Annotated in this window: 24 protein-coding genes; 8 read left to right on the top strand and 16 right to left on the bottom strand. The window is 44.7% G+C overall.

Annotated elements, in window-relative coordinates; genetic code table 11:
* Window positions 1-140: 140 nt before the first annotated feature.
* The 8 genes from rpsF (at window position 141) to HGH91_RS29810 (ending at window position 4,796) form a co-directional block, all read left to right on the top strand.
* Window positions 141-491 (top strand): 30S ribosomal protein S6, encoded by a 351-nt coding sequence (rpsF, locus tag HGH91_RS29845; protein WP_211092473.1) that lies wholly within the window; start codon window positions 141-143, stop codon window positions 489-491.
* A gap of 4 nt (window positions 492-495) precedes the next feature.
* Entirely contained in the window at window positions 496-768 is a 273-nt protein-coding gene (gene rpsR, locus HGH91_RS29840) for a 30S ribosomal protein S18 (RefSeq protein ID WP_133806446.1), read from the top strand.
* A 6-nt stretch (window positions 769-774) separates the two neighbouring features.
* On the top strand, window positions 775-1,221 hold the full coding sequence (gene rplI / locus HGH91_RS29835) for a 50S ribosomal protein L9 (RefSeq protein ID WP_106527275.1): 447 nt from the start codon (window positions 775-777) through the stop codon (window positions 1,219-1,221).
* Window positions 1,222-1,728: 507 nt separating this feature from the next.
* Window positions 1,729-2,007 carry a DUF6169 family protein gene (locus tag HGH91_RS29830; protein ID WP_317166866.1) on the top strand — a complete coding sequence of 93 codons (279 nt, stop codon included), beginning with the start codon at window positions 1,729-1,731 and terminating at the stop codon, window positions 2,005-2,007.
* A 28-nt stretch (window positions 2,008-2,035) separates the two neighbouring features.
* Window positions 2,036-2,911: a hypothetical protein gene (locus tag HGH91_RS29825; protein ID WP_168742898.1), complete on the top strand. Its 876-nt coding sequence runs from the start codon at window positions 2,036-2,038 to the stop codon at window positions 2,909-2,911.
* A gap of 33 nt (window positions 2,912-2,944) precedes the next feature.
* Window positions 2,945-3,568 (top strand): rhomboid family intramembrane serine protease, encoded by a 624-nt coding sequence (locus tag HGH91_RS29820; RefSeq protein WP_168742897.1) that lies wholly within the window; start codon window positions 2,945-2,947, stop codon window positions 3,566-3,568.
* A 52-nt stretch (window positions 3,569-3,620) separates the two neighbouring features.
* A complete protein-coding gene (locus HGH91_RS29815) occupies window positions 3,621-4,343 on the top strand; it encodes a hypothetical protein (RefSeq protein ID WP_168742896.1) in 723 nt (240 codons plus the stop codon).
* A gap of 51 nt (window positions 4,344-4,394) precedes the next feature.
* Window positions 4,395-4,796 (top strand): hypothetical protein, encoded by a 402-nt coding sequence (locus HGH91_RS29810; protein WP_168742895.1) that lies wholly within the window; start codon window positions 4,395-4,397, stop codon window positions 4,794-4,796.
* 116 nt (window positions 4,797-4,912) lie between these two features.
* Here the strand turns inward: HGH91_RS29810 and HGH91_RS29805 are convergent, their stop codons facing one another.
* The 16 genes from HGH91_RS29805 to HGH91_RS29730 form a co-directional block, all read right to left on the bottom strand.
* Entirely contained in the window at window positions 4,913-6,016 is a 1,104-nt protein-coding gene (locus HGH91_RS29805) for a D-TA family PLP-dependent enzyme (protein ID WP_168742894.1), read from the bottom strand.
* 56 nt (window positions 6,017-6,072) lie between these two features.
* Window positions 6,073-7,386: a gluconate:H+ symporter gene (locus HGH91_RS29800; RefSeq protein ID WP_168742893.1), complete on the bottom strand. Its 1,314-nt coding sequence runs from the start codon at window positions 7,384-7,386 to the stop codon at window positions 6,073-6,075.
* Between the two features lie 49 nt (window positions 7,387-7,435).
* Window positions 7,436-8,713, bottom strand: a complete 1,278-nt coding sequence (locus HGH91_RS29795) for an ABC transporter permease (RefSeq protein WP_168742892.1) — start codon at window positions 8,711-8,713, stop codon at window positions 7,436-7,438.
* Window positions 8,714-8,858: 145 nt separating this feature from the next.
* Window positions 8,859-10,232 (bottom strand): NADH-quinone oxidoreductase subunit N, encoded by a 1,374-nt coding sequence (locus tag HGH91_RS29790; RefSeq protein ID WP_168742891.1) that lies wholly within the window; start codon window positions 10,230-10,232, stop codon window positions 8,859-8,861.
* Between the two features lie 68 nt (window positions 10,233-10,300).
* Window positions 10,301-11,737, bottom strand: coding sequence for a NuoM family protein (locus tag HGH91_RS29785; RefSeq protein ID WP_168742890.1), 1,437 nt, complete (start codon window positions 11,735-11,737; stop codon window positions 10,301-10,303).
* A gap of 33 nt (window positions 11,738-11,770) precedes the next feature.
* Complete coding sequence (nuoL, locus tag HGH91_RS29780) at window positions 11,771-13,669, bottom strand: NADH-quinone oxidoreductase subunit L (RefSeq protein ID WP_168742889.1); 1,899 nt, start codon at window positions 13,667-13,669, stop codon at window positions 11,771-11,773.
* Between the two features lie 55 nt (window positions 13,670-13,724).
* A complete protein-coding gene (nuoK, locus tag HGH91_RS29775) occupies window positions 13,725-14,042 on the bottom strand; it encodes an NADH-quinone oxidoreductase subunit NuoK (protein ID WP_079469422.1) in 318 nt (105 codons plus the stop codon).
* Between the two features lie 59 nt (window positions 14,043-14,101).
* The gene (locus HGH91_RS29770) at window positions 14,102-14,602 is read right to left on the bottom strand and encodes an NADH-quinone oxidoreductase subunit J (protein ID WP_247651885.1); all 501 of its coding nucleotides are present in this window, start codon (window positions 14,600-14,602) and stop codon (window positions 14,102-14,104) included.
* A gap of 53 nt (window positions 14,603-14,655) precedes the next feature.
* Window positions 14,656-15,159: an NADH-quinone oxidoreductase subunit NuoI gene (gene nuoI, locus HGH91_RS29765; protein ID WP_168742888.1), complete on the bottom strand. Its 504-nt coding sequence runs from the start codon at window positions 15,157-15,159 to the stop codon at window positions 14,656-14,658.
* 51 nt (window positions 15,160-15,210) lie between these two features.
* Entirely contained in the window at window positions 15,211-16,254 is a 1,044-nt protein-coding gene (gene nuoH, locus HGH91_RS29760; RefSeq protein ID WP_211092472.1) for an NADH-quinone oxidoreductase subunit NuoH, read from the bottom strand.
* Window positions 16,255-16,275: 21 nt separating this feature from the next.
* A complete protein-coding gene (locus HGH91_RS29755; protein ID WP_168742887.1) occupies window positions 16,276-17,364 on the bottom strand; it encodes a 2Fe-2S iron-sulfur cluster-binding protein in 1,089 nt (362 codons plus the stop codon).
* A 74-nt stretch (window positions 17,365-17,438) separates the two neighbouring features.
* Window positions 17,439-17,816: a GxxExxY protein gene (locus HGH91_RS29750; RefSeq protein WP_168742886.1), complete on the bottom strand. Its 378-nt coding sequence runs from the start codon at window positions 17,814-17,816 to the stop codon at window positions 17,439-17,441.
* A gap of 132 nt (window positions 17,817-17,948) precedes the next feature.
* Window positions 17,949-19,310 carry an NADH-quinone oxidoreductase subunit NuoF gene (nuoF, locus tag HGH91_RS29745; protein ID WP_168742885.1) on the bottom strand — a complete coding sequence of 454 codons (1,362 nt, stop codon included), beginning with the start codon at window positions 19,308-19,310 and terminating at the stop codon, window positions 17,949-17,951.
* Window positions 19,311-19,375: 65 nt separating this feature from the next.
* A complete protein-coding gene (locus HGH91_RS29740) occupies window positions 19,376-19,588 on the bottom strand; it encodes a hypothetical protein (RefSeq protein WP_168742884.1) in 213 nt (70 codons plus the stop codon).
* Complete coding sequence (gene nuoE / locus HGH91_RS29735; protein WP_168742883.1) at window positions 19,588-20,091, bottom strand: complex I 24 kDa subunit family protein; 504 nt, start codon at window positions 20,089-20,091, stop codon at window positions 19,588-19,590. Before nuoE ends, HGH91_RS29740 begins: the two co-directional genes overlap by 1 nt.
* Window positions 20,092-20,148: 57 nt before the next feature.
* Window positions 20,149-21,369 (bottom strand): NADH-quinone oxidoreductase subunit D, encoded by a 1,221-nt coding sequence (locus tag HGH91_RS29730; RefSeq protein ID WP_168742882.1) that lies wholly within the window; start codon window positions 21,367-21,369, stop codon window positions 20,149-20,151.
* Window positions 21,370-21,377: the final 8 nt, after the last annotated feature.

Raw genomic sequence — 21,377 nt, 5'->3', positions numbered from 1 at the left:
TAACTAATTATTTATCAATAAAATATACATTCGCCTTCAAATATTTGGCGTTTATCGTGATAAAGATGTGGAAATAAGGAATAGTTCAGTATCTTTGCGGTCCTAATTTTTTTTAATTAAACCATTTAAAACAGGGAATTATGAACTACGAATTGATGGTGATCTTTACCCCTGTGCTTTCTGAGGACGACTACAAAGCGGCTCAGAAAAAATTCGCTGATATCATTAAAGATAACGGCGGAGAAATTACGCACGAAAATCCCTGGGGATTAAGATCACTGGCGTATCCTATCCGGAAAAAAACTACAGGTATGTATGTTGTTCTGGAATATAATGCGCCATCCGACCTCAATGAGAAGCTGAAAATCCAGCTGAATCGCGATGAAAATGTATTACGTCACATGATTACTGTACTGGATAAGCACGCAGTTGCTTACAACGGTCGTAAAAGACATGGCGTAAATGCTGAATCTAAAACCACTGAAGCTTAAAATTATGGCAGTTAAACCTAAACAAGAAATTAAGTACTTAACAGCCGTAAAAACTGAAAAACGTCAGAAGAAATACTGCCGTTTCAAGAAGTTGGGCATCAGGTACGTAGATTACAAAGACGCGGAGTTTTTGAAGAAATTTTTGAACGATCAAGGCAAGATGTTGCCACGTCGTATTACGGGTAACTCCCTGAAATTTCAGCGTAAAGTAGCCCAGGCTATTAAAAAAGCTCGTCAAATGGCTTTATTGCCTTATGTTACTGACCTTTTAAAGTAAGAAGTTATGCAAATTATCTTAATACAAGACGTAGATAACCTGGGTCAGAAAAATGAACTGGTTAACGTAAAGAATGGTTACGCCAGAAACTTTCTGATTCCCCAGAAATTTGCAGTAGAAGCTAGTCCTTCTAACATGAAGCAACTGCAGGAACGCCTGAAAGTGCAGAAAGTGAAAGAAGAGAAACTGCTGGCTGAAATTGCGAAAGTGGTGGAAGTGCTGAAAGCTTCTCCTGTTAAAATTGGCGCTAAGACCGGTACTTCCGGTAAGATCTTCGGTAGCGTAACTGGTGTTCAGATTGCCCGTGCAATTAAAGAACAGAAAGGTTATGAAATTGACCGTCGCCGCATCCACATCCTGGATGATGTAAAAGAACTGGGTACCTACAAAGCTCGCCTCGATTTCGGTAAAGGCAACGAAACCGAACTGGAATTTGAAGTAGTAGCTGAGTAATATTCCAACTTGTTGGAAAAAGAAACTTCCCAAGCTGATTGTCAGCTTGGGATTTTTTTTGTGTTGAAAGGACGTTGTTTGGAATTCATTAACAAAAGACCCGGAAGTTGTTGGTAGATTTGGTTATATTTGTAATGTAACACAGATGAAACCTGTAAAGAAAATATCGACACCTGAGCCTAAAATTGTCACTACATTAAAAAAGATGATAGCTGACAAAAAGGTAATTCATGAGCACCTGACCCAAGGTGGTAGCATATCTGAATTAGAGGCTAAAGGATTTAAGTTTGTTAAGTTCCTATAACATTTCCACTGTAAAAGAAGGAGATTATCTATTTACCACTGAATCCGGTATTATATACAATGTGTATTTGCTGGATGACTCGTTATATTTTGATGAGTATCCTGAATTCTCCACAGATGTATACACTTTTGGACTGGATATAATATTTAACCCCTTACGAAAAACACCCTTTGATCAAAGGGTAAGGATTACTATATTGCAATATCATCGTTAACTACCTGAGTGCACATCCGGAGAAAGTGCTTTTCTTCGTCTGTGATAGCGCAGACACCAGGCAAAAAGGACGAATGCGTGTTTTTGAACAATGGTATAACCATCTGAAAGTAGCTGATATTGAAAAATACGATGCGGCCATCGAAACAACGGATATGGATATCTATTGTTCTATTATCATTCATTCACAAAATAAGCTCAGGGCTCATATTATAAGCTCCTTTCAACACCTTGCTGACGCCACCACCGAAAAACTCAAATCTTATTAGTATTTTCATATCCTTATCCGCCTGGCATATGAAAAATGTTATCTACTGCTTATTTATCGTCATTGCTATCTCCGCCTGTAGCACCAATAAATACAAAGCAACCGTACCACGGCTCGCCGCGATAGGTATCCAGGGTGATGATATCCCCCAATACTCTTTTCATTATGATGAAGCTGGTAACCTGACAACTTTGGTACAACATTACAGTGCACACGATACCAATATTCATACTTTCTTTTATGACAGCAGCCATCGTATTACCGGGATGATCGTTTCAAACCGGCACAACCAAACCGATACGATACAAGAACGGGCAGCCGTAACTGCCTGGGATAAAGACGGAAATGTGGAAGAAATACGCTATTTCGATGCGAAAAAAAAGCCCTTACGCACCGCAGCCATTCATTGGGAAAAGGGCCAGCCGCTAGGATTGAAATATTCCGACAGTACCCAGGCCGTGAGCTGGAACTATAAAAAAGCGGGTCCTGTACGGAAAGACATTTGTATGAATACCTTTTCGGGGAAGAAAGAAGAACCCCTGGTAACCTTACGTACTGCCCGGTACGAATGGGATGACTCTATTAATCCACTGCATCCCCTGATCAATCAATTACTGATGAGTGGTGCGGTAGCCCCGGTGGTCCGTCTCACGCCCCTGTACGACCTTTCAAATACCTTACTCCACCTGGGCACTCAAAATCCTGCTCTCATCAAAATATCTGAAAAGGAAAAATCACGCTGCCAGCAACATTATCAGGAATATGAGCGTTATACCACCATGCAATATACCTGGTCCTGTAATAGTGGCAAGTACCCTTCAGGAGCATGGGTACATGTACATAGCGAAGGATTTACCAAGCTTGGGTCAGACACCGATGTGATACTGGAATATAATTACGAATAGTATTATTGATGATTTTTCATTAACTTTTAGGAGATGAAAATCGCCAATCGATTAAGGGCTATGCCGGTTACCATGGTACTGATTGGTATAAACATACTGGTTTTCGGCTATACAGCGTTAACAGGTATGGATATATGGCAGGGAAACGGCGGGCAATTACTGCACCTGGGAGCCAATTACTGGCCACTTACCATATCTTCCCATCAGTACTGGAGATTGCTCAGCAGTATGTTCCTGCACGCAGGGCTTTTTCATCTCTGCACGAACATGATTGGATTGTTTATTGGCGGATTTTTCCTGGAGCCCGTCATTCGCAGCGGCAGGTATGGAAGCGCCTATATTGTTACTGGTATTGTATCTGACTATATGAGTATCTGGTATCATCAAAGCGCAGTGGGAGTAGGCGCCTCGGGAGCAATTTTTGGCATTTTCGGGGTATTCCTGGCCTTATTAACGACTCCCCTCTTCCGGCGGGAAGTACAGAAGGCTTTCCTGGCGTATATAGGAATATTCATCGCATTAAACGTAATCACTGCCGTTGTTTCAGAAGGCGTAGACAACGCAGCACACCTGGCCGGCTTTTTAAGTGGAGCCATGATGGGATATATTTTCTTTTTTACATTAACAGGCGCAGATGGAGAAAGACTATCCCGCTGATCGTCTCCAATATGCTAAATACTTACATTTGCACACTTAAATGCAACAAAAGATGATGAATAAGTTATGGTTCCTGCTTTGCGCAGGCATAATACTGGCGCTGGGCTGTAAGACGAAAAGCAAAAATAATGCAGCCACTGCCAACGATTCCACCCCCCGGGCTATTCACAGCACACCAGACGACACAGTTCAACTAGGTGATAAAACATTCTTTGTTTATTTTATTGAGAAGGCAGATTTTGACAAATTCCCTCTTCCGCCATCAGATTCCAACGAAGCCCAGGTACTGGCAAAAGATACCCTCGTAAAAAGAGAAGGTAATAAACTGACCATACAACTCCAAAATGGCAAACAGCGGATCCTGGCCGACAATAGCAACGAAGGCGAAGAGTATATCGGGTATACTTACGCGGCCAACTATCCATCTATCAAAAGAAAAGGATTTTTTGTCAGCTATTATGAAGGCAGCGCCTTTGCCCTGGTAAATACGCTCGACGGCGACTCAATGATCACCTGGTCAGCCCCCGCTATTTCGCCCGATAAAAAGTACATCATGACCGCATGCATGGACCTCGTGGCCGCTTTCGATCCCAACGGGTTTCAATTGTTTAGCGTAAATAACAACGAGATAAAACCTGTTGGCGAAGCTAACCTGGACGATTGGGGCCCAGGTATGGTTCAATGGATTAACGATAAAACATTATTGTCTGAATACATTACCATTAATGAAGAAGGAAATACACAGATACGCTATGTAAAACTGGTGATGCAATAAAGACTATTTAGTATATTTAATAGTAATCTCCTGCATCAAACCCACGTACATATGAAAAAACTGTTCACTTCAGGATTATTGCTGTTGCTCATTTGTTCTTTTACAGCCGCAACGCTGGCAATGCCCGTTGATGCCGTGGTCCAGAACCCAACCATGAATATAGACGGTACCGCCAGTTCTATTGTCAGTAAACTGGATAAAACGCTTTTACTAACGGACGCACAGAAACCCAAACTGCTCAACATCATCACGGGTTATCTGCGCCAGAAAGTAAATATTCAGCCGTTACGCCTGAACAATGAAAAGGCGTATACCTCTAAAATGAACAGTATGCAAAATGGATTGCACGCTAAACTGAAACCACTGTTTACACTCACTCAATACTCCGAATTCCTGGGATTAAAACCCAAGTCTTTCGATGACACCAATATCCTGACTCAATTGTATTATTAAGCAGAAAGCTTAAAGCAGAAAGCAAAAAGCTATTGTGGAGGATAATCTTAGCGAATATTTAAATCGCTTTGGTCATCTTCCACAATAGCTTTTTGCTTTGCGCCTTCCGCTTTCAGCTAAATAATAATCTGCCTGTCACGGGCCACAATACGCCAGTTGGCAATAGCGGTATTATCTTCCACTACATACGCTTTCTCATATAACGCCACCGTAGGGCATATGTGAAGCGGTACACCGTATAACACGGTGCCCACCGGGAAGTGACTGGCAGCTTCTACCTTGAGCACCAGGTGTTCTTCACTTTGAGAGATGATTTGTGCAGTGGGTGCATTCAAAAAATGAACCCGTGGCTGGGGGCTTTCTGCAGCCACTGATTTATGACCGAGATCAAGACAAATGTGTTGTTCATCAATAACCGATATTACCCGGCTGAGTACCAACGCCGCCCATTTGAATGGTTGCTCTGGTAAGTTCCTTCCATATCCCCAGTCCCAGAATACAAAAGTACCCGGGCTGCATTCTATATCTTTTCGTTTCGCATGTACCGGGAATGTGGGACTACCGCCTGCAATAATTACCGGTCGGGGTATGCCCGCTTCGGCAATTTGCTCCGCCAGCACAGCTACCGAAGCATATGCCGCATCACATTTTTCCTTTCGTATGATCATATCCGTATCATGAATATGTCCGTCGTATGCATGTAATCCTACCGGGGTTACACCTGGCAGGGTATGAAGATACTTGTATAGTTGCAGTGCAGCTTGTCCAGGTTTGATTCCCGTACGATTCATGCCAACATTCAGATCAACATACACTGGCAAACGCCGTCCCTGTACTGCAAAGATATCACTGATGGCCAGCGCCGCATCTGTGTTATCGGTCACACAGGAAAAGGTAGTATGTGGATATTTCTGTGCCAATTCCAGCAGTCGCACTATTTTAGGGCCCACCGGCTGATAAGCCAGCAATACATCTTCAGCCTGCACCATCCCCAGCATTTCTGCTTCCGCTATTGTAGCACATTTAAACCGCTGTATACCGGCTTCCTGCATCAACTGCACTACTTCTGCTATCTTATTTGTTTTTACGTGTGGGCGTAACCGTTGTATATCATCGATCATTTTTTTCAATAAAGCGATATTATCTTTTACCCTTCCCCTGTATATAACTATTGCCGGAGAATCAATCTGCGCAGCATTTGCAAGCTGATACCATTCCATGAATAAAAATTTATTTTTTACACCTCTGTTAATTTATTTACGTTTAGCCATCGGTGTTATACAATCATACTTAATAGCAAACATCCGATCAACCCCGTTACAGAAACGATTGTTTCCATCACCGACCAGGTTTTAATCGTGTCCTTTACCGACAAGTTAAAATATTCCTTGAACATCCAGAAGCCTGCATCATTAATATGAGAAAACATCAGGCTTCCTGCTCCGGTAGCCAATACCATGAGATTTGGATTTACACCCGATGCAGCAATCATGGGTGCTACAATCCCCGCTGTAGTTAAACCCGCTACAGTAGCAGATCCGATACATACGCGAATAATAGCAGCAATGCCCCAGGCCAGCAGTAATGGATGCAGATGCATATGTTGTAAAGTATCTGCAATATAAGCGCTTACCTTGCTATCGTGCAATAACTGTGTCAATGCACCCGAACCTCCGATGATGAGAATAATTACGGCTACATCTCTTACTGCATCATCCATAATACCCATCACTTTCTTTGCAGGCATTCCTCTTCTTAACCCCAGTAAATACATGCCATTCAGCACCGCCAGCAACATCACTATTAACGGCTCTCCCAGCCAGTCGGCTACGTGGAACAAAGCGCTGTCCTTTGCTACCCATAACTTTGCCAACGCCGTTCCTGCCAGCAGAAACACCGGCAGCAAGGCGGCAAACAAACTGGTAAACATTCCCGGTAACTGCTCTTCCGGAATGGGCGGAGCAACAAACATCTGTCCCGGAGGATTGGTATAATGTTTCAGGAAACGCGAAAACACAGGCCCCGCCAATATAATAGCCGGAATGGCTATCATGATACCGAATAATAAAGTCATTCCCATATTAGCATGAAACTGCTGTATCAGCGCAGTGGGCGAAGGATGTGGAGGCAAATAACCATGCGTTACGGATAAAGAGGCCAGCATGGGAATACCCAGGTATACCACGGGTAATTTAGTACGTGCTGCCACGGTGAAGATCAGAGGAACCATTAACACAAATCCGATGTTATAAAACAAGGGAATACCTACAATAAAACCGGTGAGCATGAGCGACCACTGCACATACTTCGGTCCAAATATATTCATCAGGCCTCCGGCAATCTTTTGTCCCGCACCACTTTCCGCTACCAGCTTACCAAGCATAGCACCAAAAACAATAATCACAATCAGCGAACCCAGCGTTTTACCTATACCTGTTTGAATAGACTGTGTAATGTCTGTTACCTTCATGTGCAGGGCCAGCCCCATCAACAAAGACACGATCAGGAAAGAAAGGAAAGTATTGAGTTTGCACCAGGTAACCAGTACTACCAGTAAAAGAATAGCGGCGATAACAACTAATAAGGGCATATGTATTGTTGTTTTACATGAACATGGAAAACAACAAGATAATAAAATATTATTCGTATCTCAAGGCTATAATAGGATCTAATTTGGAGGCTTTATAAGCGGGATAAATGCCAGACACCAGGCCTACTGCCGCACAGAGGCTTACCCCTATCAATATCCACAACCAGGGGATGATAAAAGAAGATTTCAGTAATGCCGACACAATGTTACCCAGTAACATACCCATGATAACCCCGATAATTCCTCCCATCACACTAATAATAATCGCCTCATACAGGAACTGGGTGCGTACAACTTTACTGGTGGCGCCCAAAGCTTTAGTAACGCCTATTTCGCGGGTACGCTCTGCTACTGATACCAGCATAATATTCATGAGACCAATAGCTGATCCGAAAAGTGTAATAAAGGCAATAACAATAGCAAAGAGGTTCACTTTTCCCAAACTGGAGAACAACATTTCTGCGATGCTGTCACTTTTACTCAGCTCAAAGTTATCTTCTTCAGTGATCGCCAGTCCCCGGATAATGCGGAACAACCCGATGGCTTCTCCCTGGGCGGCATCCATTTGCTTGATATCTTTCACCGACACGCCAATCTGGTAGCTGGCATTAGGGCGGTCAAAAATGCGCCGGGTATTATTTACGGTAGTAATTACTACGTTGTCGGCACTCATCATTTTGCTGCTTCCTTTGGAAGCCAACACGCCAATAACGCGGTAGCGTATATCTCCCACCCGGACGGTATTATTTACCACATTCTTCATGTCTTTACCAAAGAGCTTCTGGGCAACATCCTGTCCCAGGATGGCCACATTCCGGCCCGATTGCACATCCAGCTGGTTAAAATTACGTCCCTGGGCGACTTCATAGTTGGAGATTTCCAGGTAGTTTTCATCGCCCCCTATTACCTGTACGTTAGGGTTGGTTTTCTTGTCATCTTTATACACGGTGGCAATACCGCTGGCCTGGAAAGATACGCTTACGATAGCCGGGAATTTATACCGGTCGCGGAAAGCCACGGCTTCCGGGTAGCGGATCATTTTATTGCTGTTGGACTTCTTTACCTTCTTGATATTTTTATTCCCCTTGGAGGCTTTATCGCCATCATCCCCCATGTGTAGCTGCATGCCCCGGTTACGAATGGAAAAGCTGTTGGCCCCCATACTCGCAAAACTGCTGTAAATACTGCTTTTCATGCTGTCGATCGCAGTAAGAATCCCCACCAGCACCGTAATACCCAATGCAATAATGGACACAGTAAGGCCTGTACGCAGCTTATTGCCAGTTACAGAACGGTACGCCAGGGAAAAAATATCTCTTGCTTGCATAATATTGGGTTACCTATAAAGTTAACGTAATATAGGTATTTAATTCGTTCATTTTGGGATGAGCGGCGTCAGCAGCTGGCCGGTAGCAGCAATAAAAAAGACCGGAGCGTGTGCCCCGGTCTTTCCATTATCTGGTAACTGGTGATTACAGCCAGCAAAGTAACAGGTTCGGGAATAATCCCAATACCAGTACCAGGGCTACTGCCAGTATTAATGCAGCTTTAAAGCCTCCGGAGATGTTTTCTACTTCAGGCTCACCGGTTCTGAAATACATGGCAATGATGACACGGAAATAGTAATACACGCTGATAGCCGCACAAAGCACTGCCAGTATTACCAGCCACAGTAAATGGCCGTGCTGGATAGCGGCAGATAATACAAAGTATTTGGCGAAGAAACCAGCAGTTACAGGAATGCCTGCCAGGGAAAACAGGAAGACTGCTGTTGCAGCAGCCAGCAAAGGCTGTTTACGGGCAAGGCCATTGAATCCCTCGAAAGTATAATCTTTCAGTTTCATCAGCACGCCAAATACACCAATGGTAGCAATGCTGTAAGCAGCTGCATATAACACGATGCCCTGTGTACCCATATCATTCATGGCTACTACGGCAAACAGCATAAAGCCTGCCTGTGCGATACTGGAGTAGGCCAGCATACGTTTCACACTCTGCTGGAATACGGCGCTGAAGTTACCAATCACCAGGGTTACCGCAGTGATGATAGACAGGATCAGGGTCCAATGCTCGCTGATAGTTCCACCAGCAAAGCTGCCGTGGAACATCCGTAAAAAAGCTACAAAAGCACCTGCCTTTACAATGGTAGACATGAAAGAAGTAAATACGGTGGGTGAACCATCGTATACGTCTGGTGTCCAGAAGTGGAAAGGTGCTGCCGATACTTTAAAGGATAATGCAAATACGATCAGGATAATACCGCACAATGCCAGGGGATGTACACTTTCTGTACCCAGGCCTAAACCTGCGATATCAAAAGTGCCGGCGGCTCCATATATGAGGGTAATACCCATCAGTAAAATACCCGTAGAAAAAGATCCCATCAGGAAGTACTTCAGGGAAGCTTCATTACCCTTCAGGCTCTTCTTGTCGGCTCCTGCGAGGATATACTGCGGAATAGACATGATTTCAATAGCCAGGAACAACATAAGGAGGTTGCTGAAAGTAGCTGCCAGGGAGATACCCGCCAGGATAAAGAACACCAGGGTAAAATAGTCTGCCACATGCTCTCCTACTTTTTCAAACTCACTGCCGGATAACAGGAAATATAACAAAGTGGCGCCCAAAGCTACTGCATTGAACAACACGCCAAATTTGGTCACTTCAATCATGCCATACATCACATAACCGCCGTGTTCTACAGACGGATACTGCGCCAGGTTAGCAATAAATGCTATAATGATGGCCGCGATGGCAAAAAATTTAATATGCTGCTTATTGCGTACAAATAAACCAACAAACATCAGTACAACGCCCGATAAAGCAGTAGAAATTAGTGCATTCATATTTTTGCGTTACAAAACCCCGTTACAAATTTTTCCATTTCGTTATTCAGTACCTAAATGACCAAATCTCAAAACAATTTATTTACCACTTCAGATGTGCTGCTCACCAAATCCAGCATTGGCTTTGGATACACACCCAACACAATAATCATGATCACAACCAGGCTCAAAGCCAGGGTTTCGCCAGGCTGCAAATCTGTAGTGGTGTCGGTTAAGTCATTGCTTTCACCAAATATCACCTTCTGTATCATACCCAGGGTATAAACAGCAGCGAGGATAATACCTAATCCGGCAAATGCCATAAACCAGTGATTATATTGGAACAATCCGCTGAACATCAGGAACTCACCGATGAAACCATTGGTAAGCGGTAAGCCGATGTTGGCCAGACTGATAATAACGAGGAAAATAGCCATCCGGGGAGCTTTCCGGGCCATACCACCCATCTGATCCATGTTCTTCACTCCCAAACGTTGCTGTATCACTTCTACGATAATCCACAAACCAATGATATTGATACCATGGTTAAACATCTGGATCAACACACCCTGCAGACTTTGTTCGTTGTTAGCGAAAATAGCAGCGCACATCAGGCCAATGTGGGCAATAGAAGAATAAGCAATCAGGCGTTTCAGATCGTTCTGCACCATCGCGATACAGGAAGCATAGATAATACCGATCACACACAGCACAATGGCCACATCAGACCACATAGCGGCGCCCTGCGGAATTACCGGCAATAACCAGCGGATAACACCAAATAACCCCATTTTTACCATGACACCGGAAAGGATCATCGTAACAGGTGTAGGCGACTGTTCATAGGTATCTGGCTGCCAGGTATGAAACGGAAATATGGGCATCTTAATGGCAAATGCCACAAAGAATAACCAGAATAACCATTTCTGATCATCCGGGTTCAGGTGAATACTGCTGAAGGAAGACCAGCTGAAGGAATGATCAGCAGTCTGAAAGTACAGGTAGATGATACCTACCATCATCAACAGTGAACCGAGGAAAGTATATACAAAGAATTTAAAGGTAACGGCTATACGTTTTTCGCCTCCCCATAAAGAGCAGAGGAAATAAACAGGTATCAGCGCTAATTCCCAGAAGATGTAAAACTGCAAGGCATCAAAAGCGGTGAAAACACCGGTCAGCCCGGCCTGGGACAATAACATCAAACCATAAAAAGCACCTGGCTTTTCATAGTCGCGGCTATAAATAGTAATGAAAACCAGCAGAGAAGCTATCGCTGTCAATAAGCAAAGCATCACGCCCATTCCATCTAACCCTACACGAAATTGACTTCCCAGCTGTGGAATCCAGTTCGCAACAAGATTCAGACTGTCTGGAGCAGTACGAAAACGGCACCATGCTCCTATTGCTAACACCACTGTTGCCAGCGATGAAATCATGCCCAGCACTTTTGGCCCGGATCCCTTCAGACCAAATGCGATAAGGCCGGCTATGAAAGGAATCAATATTAATAAAACTGTCAACATAATTTATCTGCGCTTGTAACTTCTGCTATTGGTTTATAATAAGAATCCGATCACAAATAATACAATCATACCGATCACCATGGCAAAGATGTAAAAACCTACCAGGCCATTCTGTACCAGGCGAATCCGCTGGCCACCCAGCTGTACACCACGCCCGATACCATTTACCAGCTTGTCGATACCTGCCTTTTCTACCGTATCCCGGAAGAAACGACCCAGTTCATACAATGGTTTCACTATGATAGTATCATACAATTCATCTATATACCATTTGTTTTCCAGCACTTTACCGAAGCCAGTGCTTTCAGCGCCGGTATCTTCATAGCTCGCAAATTTCTGACGGGCCAGCAGGATAAATATGATGACCAGCACACTGCTTACTCCCATCAATAACCATTCAGTGCCTTCAGTCATATGATGCTCCACTGCAAAAGGTGCGGAAGGTGCAAATACAGGCGATAGGTAATCTGCCAGCAGGTTCTTTGTATGAAATACTTCCGGTAAGCCAATATAACCACTGAAGATAGAAAGCACTGCAAGGATCACCAACGGAATAGTAATAGCAGCGGGACTTTCGTGCAGGTGGTGTTCCTGGTCGTGTGTACCCCGGAATTTACCGGCAAAAGTGATGTAGTATAAACGGAACATGTAGAAGGCTGTCATCAGTGCACCAACCAACCCCAGTACATATAACACCGGGTTATTGGCATAAGCCTGCGCCAGGATCTCATCTTTGGAGAAGAAGCCAGAAAGCCCCGGAAAACCAGCAATAGCCAAACAGCCTATGAAGAAAGTCAAACTTGTAGTAGGCATGAACTTCTTCAAACCACCCATTTTGCGGATATCCTGTTCACCGCCCATGGCGTGAATTACAGAACCCGAACCAAGGAATAATAAAGCTTTGAAGAAGGCATGTGTCATTACGTGAAACACCGCCGCTCCATAAGCACCTACGCCCAGGGCCAGGAACATATAACCCAGCTGGCTCACAGTAGAATAAGCCAGCACTTTTTTAATATCATTTTGTTTTAACGCAATAGAAGCAGCAAACAGGGCGGTAGCCAGACCGATAATCGCTACTACCGTTTGCACATGTGGTGCCAATGTATAAATCACGTTGCTGCGGGCAATCATGTAAATACCGGCGGTCACCATGGTAGCGGCGTGGATCAGGGCAGATACCGGGGTAGGACCCGCCATCGCATCCGGCAACCAGGTGTATAAAGGAATCTGGGCAGATTTACCCATCGCTCCTACAAACAGTAGCATGGCAATGGCGCTGAGGACAGTGTTGTTCATGCCCAGCGGTGCTGCTTTTGCAAATACCTCAGGGAAAGTAACTGTACCAAACTGCATGATCATGAAGAAAATAGCGATCAGGAAACCGAGGTCACCGATGCGGTTCATCACAAATGCTTTCTTGGCGGCGTTGTTATAGTTGGTATTTTTAAACCAGAAACCGATCAGGAGATAAGAGCAAAGACCAACCCCTTCCCAGCCTATAAACATCATGACGTAGTTGGCGCCCAGCACCAGTATCAACATAGAGAAAACGAAGAGGTTCAGGTAAGCAAAATACCTGGCGAAACTTTCATCGCTTTCATCATGCATATAAGAAGTAGAGTAGATATGTATCAGGGTACCCACACCGGTGATCACCAGCAGGAACAGGGCACTCAGCTGATCTACCTGGAAGGCAAAAGGAATATGCAGGGATCCTACGCTGATAAAATCAAACAGGGTAACTACCTGTGCAGAAAACCCGGGAGCCTTTACTTCCAGAAATATTAATAAGCTAATCACAAAGGACGCCAGTACAGCGCCGCTTCCAACAAATCCTACCAGGGACTTGGATAAAAATCTGCGTCCCAATCCATTCACCAGGAAACCTAATAATGGTAAAAATGGTACCAGCCAAACTAGATTAATCATTTATCAATTCTATTTACGACGACGAAAAATTCAATAATTAAGAAGAGCAGAATTATTAATTTTTCAGCCTGTTAAGAATGTTAATATCTACTGAGTGTGTATTTCTGTAAACCATTGTAATGATAGCCAGTCCCACTGCTACTTCTGCAGCCGCCACCACCATTATAAAGAATACAAACAGCTGTGCCGATCCGGCATCTACTCTGCCTGCATCTGCCCACATTTTGGAAAATGATACCATCAGCAGGTTCACTGCATTCAGCATCAGCTCTATGCACATAAAGATGATGATGGCATTTCTGCGCATCAGTACACCCATCACACCTATACAAAACAAGGCGATACTCAGGAATATGTAATATTGAACAGGCATAAAATAAATTACGAATTACCAATTAAGCATACCCGGAAGCTCCGTGTATACCCGTTTCTCTAGTCTTTTTTACCAATAACAACGGCACCTACCATGGCGCTGAGGAACAGGATACTGCTCACCTCAAATGGCAGCACATATTGTTTGAACAGGATTTGTCCCAGGTTCTTAATCAACCCTATTTCCGTAGGTTGTGTGCTCAATGCAGGCATGCTGGCATCGCGTAAAGCAGCTACCAGTACCACCAGTAAAGCACCCCCACTGATAGCGCCGGCATATTTCAGCCAGTTGCGTTTCTGTGGTTCCAGCTCTGCATTGAGGTTCATGAGCATCAGTACATAAAGGAACAACACCATGATGGCACCGGCGTACACAATGATATGCACCACTGCCAGGAACTGGGCATTCATCATAATATAATGCCCGGCTATAGTAAAGAATGTTATGATCAGGCACAATACGCTCGTCACAGGATTCTTACTTAATACCACGCCCAATGCTGAAATCAGCGCGATGACCGACAGCACCATGAAAATTATTTGTTGGATACTCATTCCCATCTCTGCTATGTTTGACTATTGTATTTTTAGCTAAATGTGCGCTGTGAATAATATTATTTTCCTTCTTTCGGATCAGGGATCAACAGATCATCTTTTCCGTAAATGAAGCCCTTACGCTGATAGTTTGCGGGTGCAAAGGTTTCAGACAGATAGATAGCGTCTTTAGGACAAGCCTCTTCACAAAAACCACAGAATATGCAACGCAACATATTGATCTCATATTTTGCGGCATATTTTTCTTCCCTATACAGGTTTTCTTCTCCGGGTTTTCTTTCTGCTGCCTCCATGGTAATGGCTTCAGCAGGACAAGCTACCGCACACAATCCGCAGGCAGTACATCTTTCACGTCCTTCTTCATCACGGTTTAATATGTGTAATCCACGAAATACCGGGCTGAAGTCACGCTTCTTTTCAGGAAAGCTCACCGTAGCCTTACGCTGAAAAATATGTTTAAAAGTGATACTCATACCTTTGGCAATAGCAGGGATGTACAACTTCTCCATGAAGGTCATCGGCCGGCGATCTACTGCTTTTGCCCTGTTTGTTAATGCTTGCATAACGAATGCTTTATTTCATCCACACTTGCGTGTGTATTTAATTAGATAATATTAATGTTGACGCGCCAATACTACCGCTCCTGTAATCAGCATATTTACCAATGCCAGTGGAATCATTACTTTCCAACCCAGGCGCATCAGCTGATCATAACGGAATCTTGGCACCGTCCAGCGTACCCACATAAAGAAGAAGATGAATACCAACGTTTTGATAAATAATGCCAGGAATCCTAAAATCGTTAACATATTACCATCCAGTCCCAGCTTATCCATACCCGGGAAGGCATAACCACCGAAATACATAGTAGCCATCAGGGCTGAACTGATAAACATGTTGATATACTCTGCGAACAGGAAGAACCCAAGTTTCATGGAAGAATATTCCAGGTGGTAACCTCCGTTCAATTCATTTTCTGCTTCAGGCAAGTCGAAAGGAGCACGGTTACATTCAGCGAAGGCACATACCAGGAAGATGAAAAAGCCCAGTGGTTGGTATACTACATTCCACAAACCATGGCGTTGTTGTTCTACAATATCCTTTAAGCTCAGGGAACCGGTCATCATCAACAAAGCGATCAAAGCCAGGCCCATAGGCAGCTCATAGGAAATGATCTGGGAGGCAGCACGTACGGATGCCATCAGGGAGTATTTATTGTTGGAAGCCCAACCTCCGAGCATGATACCATATACGCCCATACTCACCACCCCGAAAATGAAAAGAATACCAATGTTAACATCTGCTACCTGCAGGGATATTTCACGGCCGGCAATAGTCAGCGTATCGCCCCAGGGAATAACAGCACTGGTCATACAAGCCACCAGCATAGCAATGGAAGGACCGAGTATGAACAGGAAGCGGTTGGAAGTACTTGGAATAATTTCTTCCTTGAAGAAGAGCTTTCCTCCATCGGCCAATGGTTGCAATAATCCCATTGGACCCGCACGGTTAGGCCCCAGACGATCCTGGATCCACGCCGCGATCTTCCTTTCTCCCCAGGTAGAATACATGGCCACTACCAGTGAAAGTACCAGCACTCCGGATATCAGGAGTACTTTTTCAATTATAAAAAACCAATCTATGCTTAATAAGGTCATACTTACACGTAATTACGATTGTTACTTCTTAAAATCATCAGAGTGAGCCGGGCCGTGGATCTTCGACAGATCAATGTCCGGTCTGTTTACCTGGCTTTCAGAATGGATATCAAACAACAGTTTAGGTTGTCTGCCGTCCAGTACTTCCACCAGCGCATCTTTAGGCTTCACGGTATTCACATAGTGACCTTGTGAAATAACGCTGTTACGTTCTATTTTGCGTGGGCCTTCGATGATCCAGTCTTTCACATCTTTTTTATCAAAACGGCAGGTATCGCAGATAAATGCTTCTACTTCGCCGTATTTGTCTTTACGGGCAGTTACGCGGAACACTTCATTACCACGCATCCACAGCACAGTTTTACCGCAGCATTTCGGATTTTCACAATCGCGGTGGGCATCTACCGGCTTCAGGAACCATACACGGTTTTTGAAACGGAAAGTTTGATCGGTTAATGCGCCTACCGGGCAAACATCGATCACATTACCGATAAAGTCGTTATCCAGTGACTGGGAGATATACGTACTGATTTCAGACGCATCTCCACGGCCTAATATCCCGTGTTCACGTTTTTCGGTCAGCTGGTCGGCAGTATACACACAACGATAGCAGAGGATGCAACGTGTCATGTGTAATTTGATTTTATCGCCCAGGTCTACCTTATCGAAAGTTCTGCGTTTAAATTCATAACGGGTGCTATCCGCTCCGTGTTCGTAGCTCAGATCCTGCAAGTGGCATTCTCCCGCCTGATCACATACCGGGCAGTCCAGCGGGTGATTGAGCAGCAGGAATTCCACTACGCCTTTACGTGCTTCCAGTACTTCCGGGGAAGTGATGTTAGACACTTCCATACCGTCCATTACGGTAGTACGGCAGCTGGCCACCAGTTTAGGCATGGGACGAGGATCGGCATCGGAGCCTTTGGATACTTTCACCAGGCAGGTGCGGCATTTACCACCACTTCCCTGCAATTTGGAATAATAACACATGGCTGGCGGCACTATCTCTCCTCCTATCTGCCTGGCCGCATTCAGTATGGTTGTACCGGGTTCCACCTCTACAGAGATGTTATCGATTTTAACCTTAAATAATTTTTTTTCCTCCGCCATCTTAATATAGTTTTTGCTTATCAATGCTGTTGCTCGCAAAGGAGCAAAGGAGCAAAGACGCAAAGTTTATAATTTTATAACTTATTTACTATCCTGTGTATTCCTGTTTTAATTAGTGCAACATTAAAGTTGACTAATAGTCCAAGTTTTAAGTTTGTTAGTTTCAGATAGGTAAACAATTGCTTGTAATGCATATCTTTCAACTCTTCCACTGATTTAATTTCAATGATCACTTTATTCTCTATTATCAGATCCACTCTGAATGCCTTATCAAGAATAATATCCTCGTGAACTAATTTTACCCCTTCCTGTCGCTTGACACCTAAATTTCTCTTTCTTAGTTCATAACTCAATAATTCCTCATATACAGATTCAAATAGTCCTGGTCCATACCTGGTATGTATCTGAAAACAGGCATCTACAATCTCCCTGGAGATTTCATTTTCCGTCATGGATGAAAGTTTTATCGTGGGTTAACTACTTTCAGTAATGAAAATCTTCTCTTCTCCTTCTATTCTATCCTTTCTATTCTTTCTTTTCTCCTTTTTCCTTTGCTGCTCTGCTTCTCTGCGCCTCTGCGTGACTTACACAGCTGCTACCGGAGCAGGCAATGGATCCGCATAATGCGCCAGCCCGAAGTTCCGGGTCAGGGCCTCCTGTGGATGTGCCACATGCCATTCAAATTCGTCACGGAAGTGGCGTATAGCGGCAGCCACCGGCCATGCAGCAGCATCGCCAAGCGGGCAAATAGTATTTCCTTCTATCTTACGTTGAATGTCCCAGAGCAGGTCTATATCACTCATTTTACCTTTACCGTACTCAATATTCTTCAATACTTTCTCCATCCAACCGGTACCTTCACGGCAAGGGCTGCACTGACCACAGCTTTCGTGGTGGTAGAAGCGGGCAAAAGTGAGTGTATTGCGTACAATACACTGGTCTTCATCCATCACAATAAATCCACCGGAACCGAGCATAGAACCTGTTGCAAATCCGCCATCAGCAAGACTCTCATAAGTCATCATGCGGGTTTCGCCCTTTGCTGTTTTCAGCAGCAGGTTGGCCGGTAACACCGGTACAGAAGATCCGCCGGGGATACAGGCTTTCAGGCGTTTGTTATTTTTGATACCACCGCAATATTCATCAGAATAGATGAACTCTTCCACGGAGATATTCATTTCAATTTCGTATACACCGGGCTTGTTGATATTGCCACAGGCCGAAATCAGTTTGGTACCGGTAGATTTGCCGGTGCCATACTTGATATACTCATCGCCGCCGATGTTGATGATAGGCACTACTGCTGCCAGTGTTTCCACGTTATTTACCACGGTAGGGCACTGCCATAATCCTTTTACCGCCGGGAATGGAGGCTTGATACGGGGATTACCGCGCTTACCTTCCAGCGATTCGATCAAGGCTGTTTCTTCACCACAGATATAGGCGCCGGCGCCGCGTTGTACATATATTTCCAGATCGAAGCCGGTACCGAGAATGTTTTTACCCAGCCAGCCTTTATTTTTTGCTTCTGCAATGGCCTGTTCTAGGATGTCCGGAATCCATGCATATTCACCGCGGATGTAGATGTAAGCACTGTTAGCGCCAAGGGTAAAGCTGGAGATAATGAGCCCTTCAATGAGGAGGTGGGGGATGAATTCCATGAGGTAACGGTCTTTGAACGTACCTGGTTCCGATTCATCCGCATTACAAACCAGGTAGCGGGGTACGCCTTCCGGTTTGGCGATGAAACTCCACTTTAAACCGGTAGGAAAACCTGCACCACCGCGACCTCTCAGGCCGCTCTTCTTCACTTCTTCCAGTACCGCATCGGGTCCCATGGTTTTCAGCGCTTTTTCCGCTGCAGCATAACCGCCATTGCTCCGGTAGGTGTCATAGTACCGGATGCCTTCTATATGTGCTTTATCTAACAGTAATTTGCGTCCCATTTTCTTCCTTATGGTGTAATGGTATCAGACTATCCGATCCCATCAATGATTTTTGTGTATATCTTTTATGCCTTACGTATACCATGTTGCGAAATGCGGTCTGCCAGTCTGTAAAACAGGAGGCCGGCGCTAACGCCACAGATAAGGGAAACCAGCCAGTTATCGATTCGCCACAATGCGGTGAGTAATCCCACCAGTAAAAGTGCTTCTACGATTTGCAGTTTGTGCCGCTGATACATGTCCCTTACACGCATGGGCAGGTTGTTTTTTGGATGCATCAGTTTGCGTTTGCTTTAGATCTGCATTCTGCAATGATTTCATCTACCTTGGCAGGTGTCAGATGCTCGCGGTAATGTTTACCCAGCTGCATCATCGGTGCGTACCCACAGGCGCCCAGGCATTCTACCGTTTTAAGGGTAAACATCCCGTCTGCTGTAGTTTCGCCCACACCAATACCCAGTTTATTTTTTATATAATCAACAATCTGATCAGAACCACTTACCATGCACGGACCTGTTTGACATACCTCAAAAAGGTAAGTACCTACCGGTTTCAGGTTAAACATGCTATAGAAAGTAGCTACTTCATACACTTCAATCGGCTCCAGTTGCAATAGAGATGCAACGTAGTCCATTGTTTCTGCACTCAGCCATCCCCCAAATGCTTCCTGAGCCAGGTGCAGCACTGGTATCAATGCACTTTTCTGCTTCCCTGCCGGGTAGCGTGCAATGATTTCTTTTACTTTATTCAGTTTCTCTTCCGAAAATTGAACCTCAGCCATTATTTTAATCAGCTTTAATCTTCAAAATATTCTTTACCGGAGTCTATCAGCTCCCTGTTAGGCATCCAGTTCTCCCGCAATCAGGTTCAGGCTGCTCATACAAACGATGGCATCGCTCAGCATGGAACCTTTAATCAGCTCAGGGTAAGCCTGGTAGTAAATAAAGCAGGGACGGCGGAAATGCAGTCTGTAAGGACTACGGCCACCATCGCTGATCAGGTAAAATCCAAGTTCACCATTTGCTCCTTCCACGGCATTGTACACCTCACCCGGTAATATATCTGTTTCCCCCATTACTATTTTAAAGTGATAGATAAGGGCTTCCATTTTCGTATATACATCCTTTTTATCAGGCAGGTAGTAAGCAGGTACATCTGCATGGTATACATCTGCCGGCAGGGATTTCAGTTTCTCCATGGCCTGGCGGATAATGCTGATGCTTTCCCACATTTCGGCGTTACGCACCAGGAAGCGGTCGTAGCTATCGCCGGTAGTACCTACCGGTACTGAAAAGTCGAAGTCCTGGTAGGAGCTGTACGGATTAGCTACACGTACATCGTAGTCAACGCCGGCTGCACGCAGGTTAGGACCTGTAAAGCCATAGCTGAGTGCTCTCTCTGCACTGATTGCGCCTACACCCTGGGTACGTTCCATGAAGATACGGTTACGGGTAAGCAGGGTTTCAAATTCTTTCAGTACAGCAGGATATTCTGCCAGGAAGCGTTCTATTTTGGCAAATGCAGTTGGCGTGAAATTCCTTTCAAAACCGCCGATACGACCAATGTTGGTGGTCAGGCGGGAACCGCATATTTCTTCGTAAATTTCGTATATCAATTCCCGGTAGGTCATCACGTATACGAAACCGGTTAAAGCACCGGTATCCACGCCCATTACAGAGCTACAGATCAGGTGATCTGCAATACGTGCCAGTTCCATGATAATCACACGCAGGTAGTCTACCCGTTTAGGTACTTCGATACCCAGGAGCTTTTCTACGGTGAGTAACCATCCCATGTTGTTGATAGGGGCGGAACAGTAGTTAAGACGGTCGGTAAGTGGTGTAATCTGGTAATAAGGACGGCGCTCCGCAATCTTCTCAAATGCGCGGTGGATATACCCTACGGTAGGTACCGCGCTGACAATACGTTCACCATCGATTTCCAGGATATTCTGAAATACGCCGTGGGTAGCCGGGTGGGTAGGACCCAGGTTCAGCGTGGTGGTGTCTTTTTCGATGGAGCCTTCCGGCAGTTTTATATGTTGTTTCTGATCTAACATAGCCTGGT

Source organism: Chitinophaga eiseniae, assembly GCF_012641265.1.
Classification (GTDB): Bacteria; Bacteroidota; Bacteroidia; order Chitinophagales; family Chitinophagaceae; genus Chitinophaga; species Chitinophaga eiseniae_A.
The sequence above is the reverse complement of the archived record's forward strand: the minus strand, read 5'-3'. Positions and strand labels throughout refer to the sequence as shown.

Excerpts from the sequence above, each read along its gene's own strand:
- rpsF (WP_211092473.1), top strand. The coding sequence starts at position 141 with ATGAACTACGAATTGATGGTGATCTTTACCCCTGTGCTTTCTGAGGAC.
- rpsR (WP_133806446.1), top strand. The coding sequence starts at position 496 with ATGGCAGTTAAACCTAAACAAGAAATTAAGTACTTAACAGCCGTAAAA.
- rplI (WP_106527275.1), top strand. The coding sequence starts at position 775 with ATGCAAATTATCTTAATACAAGACGTAGATAACCTGGGTCAGAAAAAT.
- HGH91_RS29825 (WP_168742898.1), top strand. The coding sequence starts at position 2,036 with ATGAAAAATGTTATCTACTGCTTATTTATCGTCATTGCTATCTCCGCC.
- HGH91_RS29820 (WP_168742897.1), top strand. The coding sequence starts at position 2,945 with ATGAAAATCGCCAATCGATTAAGGGCTATGCCGGTTACCATGGTACTG.
- HGH91_RS29815 (WP_168742896.1), top strand. The coding sequence starts at position 3,621 with ATGATGAATAAGTTATGGTTCCTGCTTTGCGCAGGCATAATACTGGCG.
- HGH91_RS29810 (WP_168742895.1), top strand. The coding sequence starts at position 4,395 with ATGAAAAAACTGTTCACTTCAGGATTATTGCTGTTGCTCATTTGTTCT.
- HGH91_RS29805 (WP_168742894.1), bottom strand. The coding sequence starts at position 6,016 with ATGGAATGGTATCAGCTTGCAAATGCTGCGCAGATTGATTCTCCGGCA.
- HGH91_RS29800 (WP_168742893.1), bottom strand. The coding sequence starts at position 7,386 with ATGCCCTTATTAGTTGTTATCGCCGCTATTCTTTTACTGGTAGTACTG.
- HGH91_RS29795 (WP_168742892.1), bottom strand. The coding sequence starts at position 8,713 with ATGCAAGCAAGAGATATTTTTTCCCTGGCGTACCGTTCTGTAACTGGC.
- HGH91_RS29790 (WP_168742891.1), bottom strand. The coding sequence starts at position 10,232 with ATGAATGCACTAATTTCTACTGCTTTATCGGGCGTTGTACTGATGTTT.
- HGH91_RS29785 (WP_168742890.1), bottom strand. The coding sequence starts at position 11,737 with ATGTTGACAGTTTTATTAATATTGATTCCTTTCATAGCCGGCCTTATC.
- nuoL (WP_168742889.1), bottom strand. The coding sequence starts at position 13,669 with ATGATTAATCTAGTTTGGCTGGTACCATTTTTACCATTATTAGGTTTC.
- nuoK (WP_079469422.1), bottom strand. The coding sequence starts at position 14,042 with ATGCCTGTTCAATATTACATATTCCTGAGTATCGCCTTGTTTTGTATA.
- HGH91_RS29770 (WP_247651885.1), bottom strand. The coding sequence starts at position 14,602 with ATGGGAATGAGTATCCAACAAATAATTTTCATGGTGCTGTCGGTCATC.
- nuoI (WP_168742888.1), bottom strand. The coding sequence starts at position 15,159 with ATGCAAGCATTAACAAACAGGGCAAAAGCAGTAGATCGCCGGCCGATG.
- nuoH (WP_211092472.1), bottom strand. The coding sequence starts at position 16,254 with ATGACCTTATTAAGCATAGATTGGTTTTTTATAATTGAAAAAGTACTC.
- HGH91_RS29755 (WP_168742887.1), bottom strand. The coding sequence starts at position 17,364 with ATGGCGGAGGAAAAAAAATTATTTAAGGTTAAAATCGATAACATCTCT.
- HGH91_RS29750 (WP_168742886.1), bottom strand. The coding sequence starts at position 17,816 with ATGACGGAAAATGAAATCTCCAGGGAGATTGTAGATGCCTGTTTTCAG.
- nuoF (WP_168742885.1), bottom strand. The coding sequence starts at position 19,310 with ATGGGACGCAAATTACTGTTAGATAAAGCACATATAGAAGGCATCCGG.
- HGH91_RS29740 (WP_168742884.1), bottom strand. The coding sequence starts at position 19,588 with ATGCATCCAAAAAACAACCTGCCCATGCGTGTAAGGGACATGTATCAG.
- nuoE (WP_168742883.1), bottom strand. The coding sequence starts at position 20,091 with ATGGCTGAGGTTCAATTTTCGGAAGAGAAACTGAATAAAGTAAAAGAA.
- HGH91_RS29730 (WP_168742882.1), bottom strand. The coding sequence starts at position 21,369 with ATGTTAGATCAGAAACAACATATAAAACTGCCGGAAGGCTCCATCGAA.